Annotated in this window: 29 protein-coding genes; all 29 read left to right on the forward strand. The window is 55.7% G+C overall.

Features of this window, described 5'->3' with window-relative positions:
• Positions 1-304 (forward strand): elongation factor Tu (locus CU041_RS17940; RefSeq protein ID WP_456154839.1); only part of this gene is annotated, 304 nt, incomplete at its 5' end.
• Positions 305-424: 120 nt separating this feature from the next.
• Complete coding sequence (gene rpsJ, locus CU041_RS17945; RefSeq protein WP_007091508.1) at positions 425-733, forward strand: 30S ribosomal protein S10; 309 nt, start codon at positions 425-427, stop codon at positions 731-733.
• A gap of 16 nt (positions 734-749) precedes the next feature.
• Positions 750-1,466, forward strand: a complete 717-nt coding sequence (gene rplC / locus CU041_RS17950) for a 50S ribosomal protein L3 (protein ID WP_101247949.1) — start codon at positions 750-752, stop codon at positions 1,464-1,466.
• 5 nt (positions 1,467-1,471) lie between these two features.
• Positions 1,472-2,092 (forward strand): 50S ribosomal protein L4, encoded by a 621-nt coding sequence (gene rplD / locus CU041_RS17955; protein WP_068518271.1) that lies wholly within the window; start codon positions 1,472-1,474, stop codon positions 2,090-2,092.
• Positions 2,089-2,391 (forward strand): 50S ribosomal protein L23, encoded by a 303-nt coding sequence (locus CU041_RS17960; protein ID WP_068518270.1) that lies wholly within the window; start codon positions 2,089-2,091, stop codon positions 2,389-2,391. Before rplD ends, CU041_RS17960 begins: the two co-directional genes overlap by 4 nt.
• 4 nt (positions 2,392-2,395) lie before the next feature.
• Entirely contained in the window at positions 2,396-3,223 is an 828-nt protein-coding gene (rplB, locus tag CU041_RS17965; RefSeq protein WP_068518269.1) for a 50S ribosomal protein L2, read from the forward strand.
• A 16-nt stretch (positions 3,224-3,239) separates the two neighbouring features.
• Positions 3,240-3,518, forward strand: a complete 279-nt coding sequence (rpsS, locus tag CU041_RS17970) for a 30S ribosomal protein S19 (protein ID WP_008892178.1) — start codon at positions 3,240-3,242, stop codon at positions 3,516-3,518.
• A gap of 2 nt (positions 3,519-3,520) precedes the next feature.
• On the forward strand, positions 3,521-3,901 hold the full coding sequence (rplV, locus tag CU041_RS17975; RefSeq protein ID WP_068518268.1) for a 50S ribosomal protein L22: 381 nt from the start codon (positions 3,521-3,523) through the stop codon (positions 3,899-3,901).
• The gene (gene rpsC / locus CU041_RS17980; RefSeq protein WP_068518267.1) at positions 3,901-4,587 is read left to right on the forward strand and encodes a 30S ribosomal protein S3; all 687 of its coding nucleotides are present in this window, start codon (positions 3,901-3,903) and stop codon (positions 4,585-4,587) included. The genes rplV and rpsC overlap by 1 nt, the downstream gene beginning before the upstream one ends.
• A gap of 12 nt (positions 4,588-4,599) precedes the next feature.
• Complete coding sequence (rplP, locus tag CU041_RS17985; RefSeq protein WP_068518266.1) at positions 4,600-5,019, forward strand: 50S ribosomal protein L16; 420 nt, start codon at positions 4,600-4,602, stop codon at positions 5,017-5,019.
• A gap of 6 nt (positions 5,020-5,025) precedes the next feature.
• Positions 5,026-5,226 (forward strand): 50S ribosomal protein L29, encoded by a 201-nt coding sequence (gene rpmC / locus CU041_RS17990; RefSeq protein WP_008892182.1) that lies wholly within the window; start codon positions 5,026-5,028, stop codon positions 5,224-5,226.
• 27 nt (positions 5,227-5,253) lie between these two features.
• Positions 5,254-5,487, forward strand: coding sequence for a 30S ribosomal protein S17 (gene rpsQ, locus CU041_RS17995; RefSeq protein ID WP_008892183.1), 234 nt, complete (start codon positions 5,254-5,256; stop codon positions 5,485-5,487).
• 34 nt (positions 5,488-5,521) lie between these two features.
• Complete coding sequence (gene rplN, locus CU041_RS18000) at positions 5,522-5,890, forward strand: 50S ribosomal protein L14 (protein WP_033067181.1); 369 nt, start codon at positions 5,522-5,524, stop codon at positions 5,888-5,890.
• Complete coding sequence (gene rplX / locus CU041_RS18005) at positions 5,890-6,207, forward strand: 50S ribosomal protein L24 (protein WP_068518265.1); 318 nt, start codon at positions 5,890-5,892, stop codon at positions 6,205-6,207. The genes rplN and rplX overlap by 1 nt, the downstream gene beginning before the upstream one ends.
• Before the next feature lie 11 nt (positions 6,208-6,218).
• A complete protein-coding gene (rplE, locus tag CU041_RS18010) occupies positions 6,219-6,758 on the forward strand; it encodes a 50S ribosomal protein L5 (RefSeq protein WP_068518264.1) in 540 nt (179 codons plus the stop codon).
• Between the two features lie 13 nt (positions 6,759-6,771).
• The gene (rpsN, locus tag CU041_RS18015) at positions 6,772-7,077 is read left to right on the forward strand and encodes a 30S ribosomal protein S14 (protein WP_068518263.1); all 306 of its coding nucleotides are present in this window, start codon (positions 6,772-6,774) and stop codon (positions 7,075-7,077) included.
• 12 nt (positions 7,078-7,089) lie between these two features.
• Entirely contained in the window at positions 7,090-7,488 is a 399-nt protein-coding gene (rpsH, locus tag CU041_RS18020; protein WP_068518262.1) for a 30S ribosomal protein S8, read from the forward strand.
• 12 nt (positions 7,489-7,500) lie between these two features.
• Positions 7,501-8,034, forward strand: coding sequence for a 50S ribosomal protein L6 (gene rplF / locus CU041_RS18025; protein WP_068518261.1), 534 nt, complete (start codon positions 7,501-7,503; stop codon positions 8,032-8,034).
• A gap of 11 nt (positions 8,035-8,045) precedes the next feature.
• Positions 8,046-8,399, forward strand: coding sequence for a 50S ribosomal protein L18 (gene rplR, locus CU041_RS18030; RefSeq protein WP_068518260.1), 354 nt, complete (start codon positions 8,046-8,048; stop codon positions 8,397-8,399).
• 11 nt (positions 8,400-8,410) lie between these two features.
• Positions 8,411-8,986, forward strand: coding sequence for a 30S ribosomal protein S5 (gene rpsE / locus CU041_RS18035; RefSeq protein ID WP_008892191.1), 576 nt, complete (start codon positions 8,411-8,413; stop codon positions 8,984-8,986).
• A 6-nt stretch (positions 8,987-8,992) separates the two neighbouring features.
• Positions 8,993-9,187, forward strand: a complete 195-nt coding sequence (gene rpmD / locus CU041_RS18040; RefSeq protein WP_007091489.1) for a 50S ribosomal protein L30 — start codon at positions 8,993-8,995, stop codon at positions 9,185-9,187.
• Between the two features lie 29 nt (positions 9,188-9,216).
• Entirely contained in the window at positions 9,217-9,699 is a 483-nt protein-coding gene (rplO, locus tag CU041_RS18045; RefSeq protein WP_101247950.1) for a 50S ribosomal protein L15, read from the forward strand.
• 82 nt (positions 9,700-9,781) lie between these two features.
• Complete coding sequence (gene secY / locus CU041_RS18050) at positions 9,782-11,128, forward strand: preprotein translocase subunit SecY (protein WP_068518258.1); 1,347 nt, start codon at positions 9,782-9,784, stop codon at positions 11,126-11,128.
• Positions 11,129-11,157: 29 nt separating this feature from the next.
• Entirely contained in the window at positions 11,158-11,802 is a 645-nt protein-coding gene (locus tag CU041_RS18055; RefSeq protein ID WP_068518257.1) for an adenylate kinase, read from the forward strand.
• Positions 11,803-11,921: 119 nt separating this feature from the next.
• A complete protein-coding gene (gene rpsM / locus CU041_RS18060) occupies positions 11,922-12,290 on the forward strand; it encodes a 30S ribosomal protein S13 (RefSeq protein ID WP_068518256.1) in 369 nt (122 codons plus the stop codon).
• A gap of 15 nt (positions 12,291-12,305) precedes the next feature.
• Positions 12,306-12,698, forward strand: a complete 393-nt coding sequence (rpsK, locus tag CU041_RS18065; protein ID WP_044828432.1) for a 30S ribosomal protein S11 — start codon at positions 12,306-12,308, stop codon at positions 12,696-12,698.
• A 122-nt stretch (positions 12,699-12,820) separates the two neighbouring features.
• Positions 12,821-13,837, forward strand: a complete 1,017-nt coding sequence (locus CU041_RS18070) for a DNA-directed RNA polymerase subunit alpha (RefSeq protein ID WP_068518255.1) — start codon at positions 12,821-12,823, stop codon at positions 13,835-13,837.
• A gap of 196 nt (positions 13,838-14,033) precedes the next feature.
• Entirely contained in the window at positions 14,034-14,465 is a 432-nt protein-coding gene (gene rplQ, locus CU041_RS18075) for a 50S ribosomal protein L17 (RefSeq protein WP_101247951.1), read from the forward strand.
• Between the two features lie 235 nt (positions 14,466-14,700).
• The gene (locus tag CU041_RS18080) at positions 14,701-16,158 is read left to right on the forward strand and encodes a DegQ family serine endoprotease (protein ID WP_101247952.1); all 1,458 of its coding nucleotides are present in this window, start codon (positions 14,701-14,703) and stop codon (positions 16,156-16,158) included.
• Positions 16,159-16,184 lie beyond the last annotated feature (26 nt).

Here is a 16,184-nt window from a genome sequence, read left to right on the forward strand (position 1 = left end):
CCATGTTGGCTCGATCACCCCGCACACCAAGTTTGAAGCAGAAGCTTACATCCTGACCAAGGATGAAGGTGGCCGTCACACGCCGTTCTTCTCGAACTACCGTCCGCAGTTCTACTTCCGTACGACTGACGTTACCGGTTCGATCGAGCTGCCGGCTGGCACCGAAATGGTTATGCCGGGCGACAACGTCCAGATGACCGCGACCCTCATTGCACCGATCGCAATGGACGAAGGTCTGCGTTTCGCAATCCGTGAAGGCGGTCGTACCGTCGGCGCGGGCGTTGTTGCCAAGATCATCGAGTAATTTTTTCTCTTGATCTTTGTGAAGCGGGCGGCTATGTAAGCCGCCCGCAACACTTTTGCGGCAATCGTCAACTCCAGTTGAGGGGCCGGTGTCCTTTTGAGGGCTCCGGTACATAATTACATGGATAGTCAGAACATTCGCATTCGCCTGAAGGCGTTTGACCATCGCGTGCTGGATCAGTCCACGCGCGAGATCGTCAATACGGCGAAGCGCACTGGCGCAGAGGTCCGCGGCCCGATTCCGCTGCCGACCCGCATTGAAAAATACACTGTTCTGCGGTCTCCGCACATCGATAAGAAATCGCGTGAACAGTTCGAAATCCGTACGCACAAGCGTCTTCTCGACATTGTCGACCCGACCCCGCAGACCGTCGATGCTTTGATGAAGCTCGATCTGGCTGCCGGCGTCGACGTCGAGATCAAACTTTAATCGGGAGTAAGCCGCAATGCGTAGTGGACTTATTACCCAGAAGGTTGGCATGACCCGCGTCTTCAAAGACGATGGTTCCCACCTTCCTGTAACCGTTCTGAAGGTCGAAGATCTTCAGGTTGTCGCCAACCGTACCAACGACACCGACGGCTACGTCGCTGTTCAGCTTGGTTATGGCAAAGCGAAAGTGAAAAACGTATCCAAGCCGATGCGTGGCCACTTCGCCAAAGCCAAGGTTGAGCCGAAAGCCAAACTTGCTGAATTCCGCGTTAGCGAAGATGGCCTGATTGAAGTTGGTGCAGAACTTTCTGCCGCTCACTTCGTTGAAGGCCAGTACGTTGACGTAATCGGCACTTCCATCGGTAAAGGTTTTGCCGGTGCGATGAAGCGTCATAACTTCGGTGGTCTGCGTGCGTCGCACGGTGTGTCGATTTCGCACCGTTCGCATGGTTCCACCGGTCAGTGCCAGGATCCGGGCCGCGTCTTCAAAGGTAAGAAGATGGCTGGTCACCTCGGTGCCGCACGTGTGACTGTTCAGTCCCTTAAGGTTGTCGCTTCTGACGCCGACAAAGGCCTGATCCTGATCCATGGTGCAGTCCCGGGTCACAAGGGCGCCTACGTCCTTGTCAAGGATGCCGTGAAGCGTGCTGCACCGGAAGGTCTTCCGTTCCCGGCCGCGCTCAAGGGTGCTGCCCCGGCTGCTGAAGAAGCTGTCGCCGAGGATAAGGAATAAGCATCATGAAGCTCGACATTCTCAAACTTGACGCTTCCAAGGCAGGCAACATCGATCTCGCAGAAGAGATCTTTGGTCTGGAAGTACGTCGTGACGTCCTGCATCGCATGGTGAACTGGCAGCTGGCAAAACGCCGCGCCGGTACCCACAAGGTGAAGGAAAAGTCGGAAGTTTCCGCAACCACGAAAAAATTCGTGCGTCAGAAGGGTAGTGGCGGTGCGCGTCACGGTTCCCGTAAGGCTGCACAGTTCCGTGGTGGTGGTACCGTGCACGGTCCGCGCGTTCGCGACCACGCACACGATCTGACCAAGAAGTTCCGTAAACTCGCGCTTAAAACCGCTCTGTCGGCTAAAGCAAAGGACGGCAAGCTTATCGTTCTTGATAACGCGGAATTCTCGGACGCCAAAACCAAGAATCTGGTCGCAGCTTTTGGTAAGCTCGGCTGGAAATCTGCACTGATCATCGATGGTGCGCAGGTCAACGAAGGTTTTGCACGCGCAGCGCGCAACATCCCGCAGATTGACGTGCTCCCGGAGATCGGTGCTAACGTCTATGACATCCTGCGCCGTGACACCCTGGTGCTGACCAAGGGTGCGGTCGAAGCGTTGGAGGCACGTCTCAAATGACGATCATCAGCAAAGAGCGGATGTACGAAGTCATCCGCGCCCCGCATATCACTGAAAAGTCGACGCTGATTTCTGAACACAACGCAGTTGCGTTCAAAGTTGCGATCGACGCCACCAAGCCGGAGATCAAGGCTGCTGTGGAAGGTCTGTTCGGGGTGAAGGTCAAGGCGGTCAATACCTCTGTGGTAAAAGGAAAGACCAAGCGTTTTCGCGGTGTTTCCGGTCGTCGGAGTGATTTCAAGAAAGCGATGGTAACCCTCGAAGAGGGTCAGTCCATCGACGTGACTACGGGAATCTAAGACAATGGCTTTGAAGAAGTTTAAACCAACCTCTCCTGGTCGCCGTCAGCTGGTTCTCGTGGATCGTTCCGATCTCCACAAGGGCAAGCCGATCAAAGCGTTGACCGAAGGTCTTCGCAAGAAAGGTGGCCGTAACAACACTGGTCGTATCACCGCCCGCCGTATTGGTGGTGGTCACAAACGTCGTTACCGTCTCATCGACTTCAAACGTACCAAGTTTGACGTCGTCGGTACCGTCGAGCGTTTGGAATATGATCCGAACCGTACTGCGTTTATCGCACTGGTTCGTTATTCCGACGACGAGCTGGCCTACATCCTCGCACCGCAGCGTCTCGCTGTCGGCGACAACGTTGTTGCCGCTGAACGCGTAGACATTAAGCCGGGTAACGCCGCACCGCTGAAGAACATTCCGGTCGGTACCATTGTCCATAACGTCGAACTGAAAGCCGGTAAAGGTGGTCAGATCGCACGTTCAGCAGGTGCATACGTGCAGCTCGTTGGTAAGGACCAGGGTTACGCCCAGCTTAAGCTGTCCTCCGGTGAGGTACGTTTGGTACGTGGTGAATGCATGGCAACCATCGGTGCCGTGTCCAACCCGGACCATCAGAACACTAACCTTGGTAAAGCCGGCCGTAATCGCTGGCTCGGCAAGCGTCCTTCGGTTCGTGGTGTTGCCATGAACCCGATCGATCACCCGCATGGTGGTGGTGAAGGTCGTACTTCGGGTGGTCGTCACCCGGTTACGCCGTGGGGCAAGCCTACCAAGGGCAAACGTACCCGCTCGAACAAGAAGACCGACGCGCTCATCATGCGCCGTCGTCACAAGAGCTAACGGAGGAGGCTAGACTATGGCGCGTTCCGTTTGGAAGGGTCCGTTTGTTGACGGATACCTTCTTAAGAAAGCCGATACTGTCCGTGCCTCAGGCCGGAATGAGGTAATTAAGACCTGGTCGCGGCGTTCGACGATTCTGCCGCAATTCGTAGGCCTCACCTTTGGGGTTTACAATGGCCAGAAATTCTTGCCGGTGCTGGTGACCGAAGACATGATTGGTCACAAGTTCGGTGAATTCTCGCCGACCCGTACCTACTATGGTCACGCGGCCGACAAAAAGGCGAAGAGGAAGTAACGATGGGTAAGAAAGCTGACATCCGTCGGCTGGCGGATAACGAGGCTGCGGCTTCGCTCCGGGCAGTACGCATTTCCCCGCGTAAGCTCAACCTCGTCGCCGAGTCGATCCGTGGTTTGAAGGCAGAAGCTGCTTTGGCAGAACTGACCTTCTCCAACAAACGTATTTCGCAGGACGTCAAAAAGCTGCTGGAATCGGCAATTGCTAACGCCGAAAACAACCATCAGCTCGATGTCGACCGTCTCTATGTTAAAGAGGCATCTGTTGGTAAGGCCTTCGTGATGAAACGTTGGCGCGCCCGTGCACGCGGTCGTGTTGGCAAGATCCTGAAGCCGTTCTCCAACATGCGCATCGTCGTTTGCGAACGTGAGGAGGCCGAGTAATGGGTCAGAAAGTAAATCCGATCGGTCTGCGCGTTGGCATTAACCGTACCTGGGATTCCCGCTGGTACGCCAACAAGTCCGATTTCGCTGGTCTTCTTCATGAAGATCTTGCGATCCGTAAATTCATCTTCGACCGCCTCAAGCAGGCTGGTGTTTCGAAGGTGATTATCGAACGTCCGGCGAAGAAAGCCCGCATTTCGATCCACACCGCTCGTCCGGGCGTTGTGATCGGGAAAAAAGGCCAGGACATCGAGAAGCTCAAGAACGATCTGCAGAAGCTGGCAAATGCCGAAGTGCAGGTTAACATCATCGAAATCCGCAAGCCGGAAATCGATGCCAAGCTGGTCGCTGACAACATCGCCCAGCAGCTTGAGCGCCGTGTTTCGTTCCGTCGCGCTATGAAGCGCTCGGTTCAGAACGCAATGCGTCTCGGTGCCGGTGGCATTCGTATTAATGCTGCTGGTCGTCTTGGTGGCGCAGAAATCGCCCGTACCGAATGGTATCGTGAAGGTCGCGTTCCGCTGCACACGCTGCGTGCGGACGTGGATTACGGAACTTCGGAAGCACACACCACCTATGGTGTTTGCGGTCTGAAGGTCTGGATCTTCAAGGGCGAAATCATGGCACATGATCCGCTGGCATCGGAGCGTAAAGCTCTCGAGTCGGCTGGTTCCAGCCGTAAGTAAGGAGATCCAGATATGCTTTCTCCGAAACGTACAAAGTTCCGTAAAGCCCACAAAGGCCGCCTTAAAGGTGAAGCCAAGGGTGGTACGGATCTTAATTTCGGCGCTTATGGCTTGAAAGCCTTGGAGCCTGAGCGTATAACGGCGCGTCAGATCGAAGCGGCTCGCCGCGCGATCACCCGCCACATCCGCCGTCAGGGTCGTGTGTGGATTCGCGTTTTCCCGGATCTCCCGGTCTCGCAGAAGCCTGCCGAAGTCCGTCAGGGTAAAGGTAAAGGCTCGCCTGAATATTGGGCGGCACGCGTTAAACCGGGTCGGATCATGTTTGAACTCGACGGTGTTCCGTTGGATCTTGCACGCCGCGCTTTCGAGCTGGCATCGGCAAAACTGCCGATCAAGACCAAGTTTGTCACCCGTCTTGGTGAAGGGGAGTAATTAGTGATGAAAATTGCTGATCTCCGCGCTAAAAGCGCTGACGAACTGAAACAGCTGCTGCTGGACCTGCGTAAAGAATCGTTCAACATGCGATTCCAGCAGGCTTCCGGTCAGTTTGAGAACACTGCGCGGGTCCGCCAGGTCCGTCGTGATATCGCCCGCATCAAAACCCTTCTCGGTAACGAGAAGGGTGCGACCGCGGCCTAAACTGGACACGCAGAGGAGTAAACACACATGCCGAGGCGTGTATTGCAGGGGACAGTCGTTTCGACCAAAAACGACAAGACCGTGGTGGTCCGTGTGGAACGCCAGGTCATGCACCCGCTGTATAAAAAGTACGTGCGTAAGTCGAAGAAATTCCACGCGCACGATGAAGAGAACCGCTTCAAAACGGGTGACGTAGTTCGCATTCGCGAATGCAAGCCGATCTCGAAGTTGAAGTCTTGGGAAGTAGTGGTCGAGGAGTGAGTCCTCAGCCCAATCATAGTCAAGGGGTAAACCCATGATCCAGATGCAGTCCAATCTGGACGTCGCCGACAACAGCGGCGCTCGCCGCGTCCAGTGCATCAAGGTGCTGGGCGGCTCGAAGCGCAAAACCGCTCACGTTGGTGATGTTATCGTGGTTTCCGTCAAGGAAGCCATCCCGCGCGGTCGCGTAAAGAAGGGTGCAGTTCACAAAGCTGTCATCGTTCGCACCGCAAAGGAAATCCGTCGTGCCGATGGCTCGGCGATCCGCTTTGACCGCAACGCTGCCGTTCTCATTAATGCGAACGGCGAGCCGATCGGCACGCGTATTTTTGGCCCGGTAACCCGCGAACTTCGTTCCAAAGGTTACATGAAGATCATTTCGCTCGCTCCGGAGGTGCTGTAATGGCTGCCAAGATTAAAAAGGGCGACCGCGTCATTGTTCTGACGGGTAAAGACAAAGGGAAGACCGGCGAGGTTCTCGCCGCTTTCCCGGCCGAGAACAAGGTTCTGGTATCGGGCATCAATCTGGTGAAACGTCACCAGCGCCCGACCGGTGCTGATGCCGGTGGCATCGTCGAGAAGGAAGCAAAAATTGCTGTTTCCAACATCGCGATTGTCGACCCGAAAGAAAACAAGCCGACCCGCGTCGGTTTCAAGACCCTCGATGACGGTCGCAAGGTTCGCTTCGCGAAGCTCAGCGGCGAAGTCATCGACAACTGAGGGACGGAAAAATGACGCGCCTGCGCGAACATTACAAAGAAGTGGTGCGTGACGCACTCCAGAAGGAGTTCTCCTACGAGAACACCATGGAGATTCCGCGCCTCGAAAAGATCGTGATCAACATGGGTGTCGGCGACGCCACCCAGGATCGCAAAAAGCTGGAAGGTGCTGCTGCGGATCTCGCTGCCATCACCGGTCAGAAGCCTGTCTTCACCAAAGCGAAAAAGTCGGTTGCGGCTTTCAAGCTGCGTGAAGGTATGAACATCGGTTGTAAAGTGACCCTGCGTCGCGACCGTATGTTTGAGTTCTTGGACCGCCTGGTCACCATCGCGCTTCCGCGCGTTCGTGACTTCCGCGGCCTGAACAAAAAATCCTTTGATGGCCGTGGCAACTTTGCCATGGGCTTGAAGGAACAGTTCGTCTTTCCTGAAGTAGAGTATGACAAAGTCGACTCTGTCCGCGGGATGGACATTATCATTTGTACCACGGCTAAGTCCGACGCCGAAGCTCTTGCCCTTCTTAAGGGTTTTGATCTTCCGTTCGGAAACTAACGGAGGTTGGCCCATGGCCAAGAAAAGCTCAGTAGAGCGTGAACTCAAACGTGAACGCCTGGCAAAGCGCTATGCTGCCAAGCGTGCCGCCCTCAAAGCGGTTATCGCAAATCGCGAGACGTCCCCTGAGGATCGTATCGTGGCTGTGATGAAACTCGCCCAGCTGCCGCGTAACTCGGCTCGTATCCGTCAGCGTATTCGCTGCCAGGTATCCGGTCGTCCGCGCGGTGTCTATCGCAAATTCCGCCTGTCCCGTATCGCCCTTCGTGAACTTGCTTCGCGTGGTCAGATTCCGGGCATGGTGAAGTCGAGCTGGTAAGGAGGACATCACATGTCGATGACTGATCCAGTCGGTGATATGCTCACGCGTATCCGTAACGGTCAGCGCGTTGGTAAATCCAGCGTTGTCTCGCCGGCTTCGAAACTGCGTACCGGTGTGCTGGATGTTCTCCAGCGCGAAGGTTACATCCGCGGTTATAACGTTAATGAAATTCGCAAGGGCGTCAGCGAAATCACCATCGAACTCAAATATTTTGAGGGCGATGCAGTGATCAAGCAGATCGACCGCGTCTCGACCCCGGGCCGTCGCGTATACTCGAAGATCAAAGATCTTCCGAAAGTATACAACGGTCTCGGCATCGCAGTCCTGTCCACTCCGAAAGGGGTTCTCTCGGATCAGGAAGCTCGCGAGCAGAATGTCGGCGGCGAAATCCTCTGCAAAGTATTCTAAGGGGAGCCAACGATGTCGCGAGTAGGAAAAAATCCGGTGGTCGTGCCTAGCGGCGTTACCATCACCTTGACCGAAGAGCAGATCAGTGCAAAGGGCAAGCTCGGTGAGCTTAACCTGCCTCTGACCTCGGACGTATCCGTCACCCAGGAAGATAACCAGATCTTCGTGAAACCGAACAACGATAGCAAGCGCGCCCGTGCCCTTTGGGGTACCACCCGTGCGAACATCGCCAACCTCGTCACCGGGGTTTCGGAAGGGTTCACCAAGAAACTGGAAATCACCGGTGTTGGTTACCGTGCGCAGGTACAGGGCAAGAACCTGGTTCTGCAGCTTGGCTTCTCACACGACGTTGAAATGGAGATCCCTGCGGGTCTGAACGTCGTTGCTGAAAAGCCGACCCTTATCGCCATCTCTGGCGCAGATAAACAGCTTGTCGGTCAGTTCGCTGCAAATGCACGCGGCTGGCGCGGTCCGGAGCCTTACAAAGGCAAAGGTGTCCGCTACGAAGGCGAGTATATCTTGCGCAAAGAAGGCAAGAAGAAGTAAGGACTGGCACGATGAAAAACGTGAGAAGCCTTTTCGAACGCCGCAAGCGTCGCGTTCGTTTTGCGATCCGCCAGAAAGCGGCCGGTCGCCCGCGCCTCAGCGTGCACCGTTCGAACGCTCACATCTATGCACAGATCATCGACGACGTCGCTGGTACCACCCTGGTAGCAGCTTCGACCGCCGAAAAAGATCTGAAGGCGAAAGGCAGCAATGCCGAAGCCGCTGCTCTGGTTGGCAAAGCCATTGCCGAGCGCGCAGTGAAAGCTGGTGTGAAAACGGTCGTTTTCGATCGTGGCGGGTATCTGTTCCATGGCCGGGTGAAAGCTCTGGCCGATGCCGCCCGTGAGGGCGGTCTGGACTTCTAAGGAGCACGACCATGGCACGTAACCAGAATCAACAGCAGCAGGCACCGAAAGCCCGTGAAGAAAACGAACTCGTCGACAAGCTGGTTGGTATCAACCGCGTCGCGAAAGTCGTTAAGGGCGGTCGTCGCTTTGCTTTCTCCGCAATGGTAGTTGTCGGTGACCAGCGCGGTCGCGTCGGATACGGCACGGGTAAAGCCCGTGAAGTTCCGGAAGCGATCCGCAAGGCTACCGAAGCTGCTAAACGCAACATGATCCGCGTTCCGCTTCGTGAAGGTCGTACCCTTCACCATGATACGCAGGGCCATTTCGGTGCAGGCAAGGTTATCCTTCGCTCGGCTCCGGCTGGTACCGGTATCATCGCCGGCGGTGCGATGCGTGCGGTCTTCGAAACCATGGGCGTTCAGGACGTTGTGTCCAAATGTACCGGTTCGAACAACCCGCATAACGTGATCCGCGCAACCCTTGACGCTCTGGTCAACGGTGCATCCCCGCGTCAGGTCGCTGCAAAGCGTGGCCTGAAAGTCGGTGACGTCGTTGCCCGTCGCGATAGCGGTTCGGCTGCTGCCGCCGTTCTCGAAAAGGAGTAATTCGATATGGCTGCTAAGAAAAAAGCGACCGTTCGCGTTACCCAGACGGGTTCGCCGATCGGACGTCCGGCTGATCAGCGCCAGACCCTTGTTGGTCTTGGCCTGAACAAACTGCACCGGACTCGTGAGCTGGAAGATACCCCAGCTGTTCGCGGTATGATCGCAAAGGTCAAGCACCTCGTCCGTGTGGACGAGGCTTGATTGACCCCAGATCGAAAAGGTGTTGAACGATGAAACTCAACGAACTTGCCGATAACCCGGGTGCCCGCAAGGCGCGCACCCGTGTCGGTCGCGGCATCGGTTCGGGCAAAGGCAAAACTTCTGGCGCAGGTCAGAAGGGTCAGAAGTCCCGTTCAGGTGTAGCCATCAATGGCTTCGAAGGCGGGCAGATGCCGGTCTATCGCCGTCTTCCGAAACGCGGCTTCAAAAACCCGTTCAAGAAACAGTTCGGTGTTGTGAACCTTGGTACCCTTCAGACTGCCGTTGATAACGGTGTTCTTGAAGAAGGTGCAAATGTCACCATCGCTGTTCTTGCGGAAAAAGGTCTTGCCCGTCCGCAGAAAGACGGTCTGCGCCTTCTGGCTAAAGGCGAACTGAAAGCGAAACTGAACATCGAGATCTCCGGTGCTTCCAAAGCAGCTGTCGAAGCTGTTGAGAAAGTCGGTGGCTCGGTCAAGGTTCTTGCTCCGGTCGCTGCAGATAACGCAGAATAAGCTAGAATGACTTCGTGAGGGTCCGGTTCCATTAATTTACGGGACCGGACCCTCCAGTTTATGTGTATTGGGAGATGAGTGCATGGCATCCGCCGCCGAGCAGCTTGCCGCGAACCTGAATTGGTCTGCTTTTTCAAAGTCGACCGAGCTTAAAAAGCGTATCTGGTTCACTTTGGGCGCGCTTATTGTTTACCGTCTTGGAACCTATATTCCGGTTCCTGGTGTTGACCCGTCCATTCTTGCTGACATTTTCCGTCAGAATGCGGGCGGCGTTCTGGGCATGTTTGACATGTTCGCCGGTGGTGCGCTGGGTCGTATGACGATCTTTGCGCTGAATATCATGCCGTATATCTCGGCCTCCATTATCATTCAGTTGATGACGACTGTTTCGCCGTCTCTTGAGCAGCTCAAGAAAGAAGGCGAGCAGGGTCGTAAAAAGATTAATCAATATACCCGCTATCTGACGGTGCTGATCGCAACGGTTCAGGCATGGGGCATTGCTGTTGGTCTTGAAAGCATGACCGGTTCGACCGGTGCTGCTGTTCATGATCCGGGCATGTTCTTCCGCTTTACCGCTGTTGTGACGCTGGTCGGTGGCACCATGTTCCTGATGTGGCTCGGTGAACAGATCACCCAGCGCGGCATCGGTAACGGCATTTCGCTGATCATCTTTACCGGTATTGTCGCCGGTCTGCCCAGCGCGATTGCCGGCACCCTGGAACTGGGCCGTACCGGCGCGATTTCCGCTCTGGTGATTGTTGCAATCATCATTCTGGCGGTTGCTGTTATTGCCTTCATCGTCTTTGTTGAACGTGCGCAGCGCCGTGTTCTGATCCAGTACCCGAAACGCCAGGTCGGCATGAAGGTCATGGAAGGTCAGAGCTCGCACCTGCCGCTCAAGATCAACACCGCCGGTGTTATCCCGCCGATCTTTGCAAGCTCGCTTCTGCTGATGCCGCTGTCGGTTGCACAGTTCACCGCCGGTGGCAACGCGCCGGAATGGCTGACGACCGCGACCGCATTGCTTGGCCGTGGCCAGCCGCTCTATATCGCGCTTTATATCGGTCTGATCGTCTTCTTTGCCTTCTTCTACACCGCGGTTGTGTTCAATCCGGAAGATACGGCAGACAACCTGAAGAAACACGGTGGCTTTATTCCGGGCATCCGTCCGGGTAAAAATACCGCGAACTATCTTGATTTCATCCTGACCCGCCTGACGGTGATCGGTGCAGCGTATCTCGCATTCGTCTGTATCCTGCCGGAACTGCTGATCGCGGAATGGTCTGTACCCTTCTACTTTGGTGGGACTAGCCTCCTGATCGTAGTCACGGTAACCATGGATACCGTTGCTCAGATCCAGTCTCATATGCTGGCGCATCAGTATGAAGGCCTGATCAAGAAATCCAAACTGCGTGGTCGCCGCCGATAAGAGCGGCCACGGAATTCAGGGGGACGACAATGAACATTATCCTTCTTGGCCCTCCCGGTGCAGGGAAAGGCACCCAGGCCAAGCGTCTCGAAACGGGACGCGGCATGATCCAGCTTTCGACTGGTGACATGCTCCGCGCGGCAGTTTCTGCCGGAACGGAACTGGGATTGAAGGCAAAGGAAGTCATGGATGCGGGGCAGCTCGTATCCGACGATCTGATGATCGGTCTGATTTCCGAACGACTTGACCAGGATGATACCAAAGGCGGTTTCATTCTGGACGGTTTCCCGCGCACGACTGCCCAGGCAGAAGCCCTGGACATCATGCTGGAAGCCAAAGGTCTGGCACTTGACTATGTGATTGAACTGCGCGTCGATGACGCAGCACTGGTGGCCCGCATTGTCGGCCGCTATACCTGTGCAAAATGCGGGCAGGGCTATCACGACGAGTTCCAGAAACCCGCTGAAGAAGGTGTCTGCGACGTATGTGGCGGCACTGAATTCAAACGCCGTGCGGATGACAACGCCGAGACGGTCACATCGCGACTGGAAGCTTATCACAAGCAGACAGCACCGATCATTCCTTACTATGAAAAGGTCGGTAAGCTGAAAACAGTTGACGGGATGGCCGAAATCGACGAAGTTACGCGCGAGATTGAAGCCATCCTGGGGTAATTTCCCGGGCAGGGCGCTTTTTGCTTGCGGGTTGGCAGTGATGCTGGCCCGCTTTTGCAACGCTCTACCCTACCGGATCTGCCCTTGGGTTTGTTAACAGGAAACAGGAGTCTCACACAGTGGCTCGTATTGCTGGCGTAAATATCCCGACCGCGAAGCGCGTCGTGATTGCGCTTACCTACATCACCGGCATTGGCCCGGCGAAAGCTAAAGAAATTTGCGAAAAGGTCGGAATCGAAGCAGCAACCCGCGTTCATCAGCTTTCTGATGACCAGGTTCTCAAGGTTCGTGAAGTCATCGACGCTGATTACACCGTTGAAGGCGACCTTCGTCGTGAAACCGCAATGAACATTAAACGTCTGATGGATCTGGGCTGCTACCGCGGTCTCCGTCATCGTCGCGGTCTCCCGGTACGCGGTCAGCGTACCCACACCAACGCTCGCACCCGTAAGGGCCCGGCTAAGCCGATTGCTGGCAAGAAGAAGTAAGGTAGGGGAACGACAATGGCGAAAGCTCCTCAGACTCGCGTCCGTCGCCGCGAGCGCAAGAACATTACGAATGGTATCGCGCACGTAAACGCGACCTTCAACAACACCATGATCACCATCACCGACGTTCAGGGTAACACCATTTCCTGGTCGACCGCTGGTGGTATGGGTTTCCGCGGTTCGCGTAAATCGACTCCGTATGCTGCACAGATGGCTGCCGAGGACGCAGGTAAAAAAGCTGCTGAACACGGCATGAAAACCCTCGAAGTACAGGTTAAAGGCCCGGGTTCGGGACGTGAATCTGCACTGCGTGCGCTTCAGGCTGTCGGTTTCACCATTACGTCGATCAAAGACGTAACGCCGATTCCGCACAACGGTTGCCGTCCGCGTAAACGTCGTCGCGTCTAATCGCGTCGATCTTTGCGGACGACCCCGCGTTTGGGCCCGGATACGCCGGGCCCCTTCGCGTTTCTCGCGAGGGCAGATTTTTGTCCTCCTTACCATAGGCTCCAGTTGCGAAGGTGGGTCTCGTGATTCAAAAGAACTGGCAGGAACTGATTAAGCCGACGAAGCTTGATGTTACTCCGGGTACAGATGCCAGCCGCATCGGTACGATCGTGGCGGAACCGCTGGAGCGCGGTTTTGGTCAGACTCTGGGTAACGCGCTGCGTCGCATTCTGCTGTCGTCGCTCCAGGGTTCGGCGGTGACTGCGATCCAGATCGACGGTGTATTGCACGAATTTTCGTCGATTCCGGGTGTGCGTGAAGATGTTACCGACATCATCCTGAACATCAAGACCATGGGCGTGCGTATGCATGCAGAAGGTCCGAAGAAAATGACCTTGAAGGCGACCGGCCCGGGTGCCGTCACCGCAGGTCAGATCGAAACCGGCGCTGATATCGAAATCCTTAACCCGGATCTCGAACTTTGCCATCTTGACGATGGTGCTACGCTCAACATCGAATTTACCGTTGATAACGGTAAAGGCTATGTCGCAGCCAGCGCACACAGCTCTTCGGATGCGCCGATCGGTCTTATTCCGATCGATGCGATCTTCAGCCCGATCCGTAAAGTGGCCTACAAGGTGGAAAACACCCGTGTTGGTCAGGATACCGATTTTGACAAGCTGTCGCTGACCGTTGAAACCAACGGCGCACTGACCCCGGAAGATTCGGTTGCACTTGCTGCCCGTATCCTTCAGGACCAGCTGTCTCTGTTCGTCAACTTCGAAGAGCCGGAAGCGGTTGTCGAAGAGAAGAAAGAAGACGAACTGCCGTTCAACCGTAACCTTCTTCGTAAGGTTGACGAGCTTGAACTGTCGGTACGTTCGGCAAACTGCCTGAAGAACGACAATATCATCTATATCGGTGATCTTGTTCAGAAGACCGAAGCAGAAATGCTGCGTACGCCGAACTTCGGCCGTAAGTCGCTGAACGAAATCAAAGACGTGCTGGCTCAGATGGGCCTGCATCTCGGTATGGAAGTCGGCGGTTGGCCGCCGGAAAACATCGAAGAACTTGCTCGCAAGTTCGAAGATCCGTTCTAAGAACGGGTCTTCGGCCTTCGGGCCGTTATCGGAACATCCCTGTTCCAAACCGGATAACCCAGTTGTTTGGGCATCCGGCGGGCGAGTTGCCCACACCGCACGTGCATGACCTGGCCTTTGCATAAAGTGATCAGGGTGGCGGCGCGGTTTTACAATCGGTTTCGTGAGCGAAGCCAGGCTATTTAGGAGAGTTACCATGCGTCACGGTATGCAAGGCCGTAAGCTTAATCGTACTTCGTCCCATCGTAAGGCGATGTTTGCCAACATGGCAGTTTCGCTGCTCACCCACGAGCAGATCAAAACCACTCTTCCGAAGGCCAAGGATCTTCGCCCGTATGTCGAAAAACTGATTACGCTGGGCAAGCGGGGCGACCTGCATGCACGCCGTCAGGCTATTTCGATCCTGCGTGACGATAAAGTCGTTGCCAAGCTGTTCGGCGAAATCGCTGACCGCTACAAAGAGCGTTCCGGTGGTTACACCCGCGTTCTCAAGGCTGGCTTCCGTTACGGCGATGCGGCTCCGGTGGCTGTGATCGAACTTGTCGATCGCAACGTCGAAGCAAAAGGCGCGGCTGACCGCGCTCGCCTCGAAGCAGAGGGCGAAGGCGAAGAAGCAGCTGCTGAATAAGCAACGCTTCGGCCTTTAAGAAACAGAAACGGGCGATGCCATACGGTGTCGCCCGTTTTCTTTTGGCGCTTTGCAATCCCTCGATGGCCCGGTCACTGGGCAATCTCGCAAGGCTGTGACATTGTTCATATTTCTGCCAAGGTTGCGCGGCAGTCCTTGTTTTCCTAATTGAGCATTTGCTACGCGGAATGCGGTCGCATCCCCGAACTGTTTGACGAAAAAGAGAGAGTGTGTCGTGCAGGCAAGATGGATTCCCACCATTTTCACAATCGCCGTTCTGGCCCTTGGTTCGGTTGCCGGTTCCCTGAACCCGGCACATGCCCAGAACAACATCCAGAATGACGACAGGCGCCTGCCCACCAGCCAGGCCGAGATCAAGATGTCTTTCTCGCCACTGGTCAAACAGACGGCCCCGGCAGTGGTCAATATCTATACCAAAAAGGTGGTCGAGCAGCGCCAGCGCACCCCGTTCTTCAATGATCCGTTCTTCAAGCAGTTCTTTGGCGAACGGTTTGGCGGTGCTTTCGGGGCACCGCGCCAGCGGGTTGAACGTTCGCTCGGATCCGGGGTGATTGTTTCCGGTGACGGGACGATTGTGACCAACCATCATGTGATTGATGGTGCCAGCGAAATTCGTGTTGTGTTGCATGACAACCGCGAATTTGATGCCGATCTTGTCGGGTCGGATGAACGTACCGATCTGGCGGTTCTGAAATTGCGCGGGGTTGAAACCGCACTGCCAGCGATCAGTTTCGGGGATTCCGATGCGGTCGAAGTCGGTGATCTTGTTCTTGCCATCGGTAACCCGTTCGGGGTTGGCCAGACGGTGACCAGCGGGATTGTCTCGGCCCTTGCACGCGCCGGTGTGACCGGACAGGATTATCAGTCCTTTATCCAGACCGATGCCGCGATCAACCCGGGCAACTCGGGCGGGGCGCTGATTGATATTGATGGCAAGCTGATCGGGGTCAATTCGGCGATCTTTACCAAATCGGGCGGATCAAACGGCATCGGGTTTGCCGTGCCGGTCAATATGGTCAAGGTCGTGATGCGTGGCCTGATCAGTGGCGATTTGCGCCGTCCGTGGATCGGGGCCACCGGTCAGGCAGTGACGGCCGATCTTGCAACTTCGCTTGAACTTGATCGTCCGCATGGTGTTTTGATCAGTGCGATCCGTGATGGCAGCCCGGCCCAGCGTGGCGGTCTGCTGGCCGGGGATGTGGTTGTGGCGGTCAATGGACTTCCGGTCGACAATCCCAATGAACTCAAATTCCGGATCGCGACACTGGAACTTGATGGCAGTGCCAAGCTGACGGTGCTGCGCCGTGGCAAGGAAACCATCCTGTCGATGCCGCTTGAAGTCGCCCCGGAAGAACCGGCGCGCGATGAAAGCGTGATCGAAGGCACCAATCCGTTCAGCGGCGCAAAGGTTGCCAATATGAACCCGGCACTGGCCGATGAGCTTGGCGTTGATACGCTGAGCGAAGGGGTAGTGATCCTTGGCATTGCCCGTGACAGTCTGGCGCGGCGTGCACGGCTTCAGGCCGGGGATTATATTGTTGAAATCAATGGTCAGAAGATTGACTCGGTCGCCCGCCTGAAGGAAGTTGTCAAAGCAGGCCAGCGCGGTCGGGACTGGAAAATCGCGGTCAAACGCGATGGCAAGGTTTTGACAGGCGAGTTTACCCTGTAACCGCCACCCGTAACGAGAAGACCGTT

It is taken from the genome of Thalassospira povalilytica, assembly GCF_002844235.1.
Lineage (GTDB): Bacteria > Pseudomonadota > Alphaproteobacteria > Rhodospirillales > Thalassospiraceae > Thalassospira > Thalassospira povalilytica.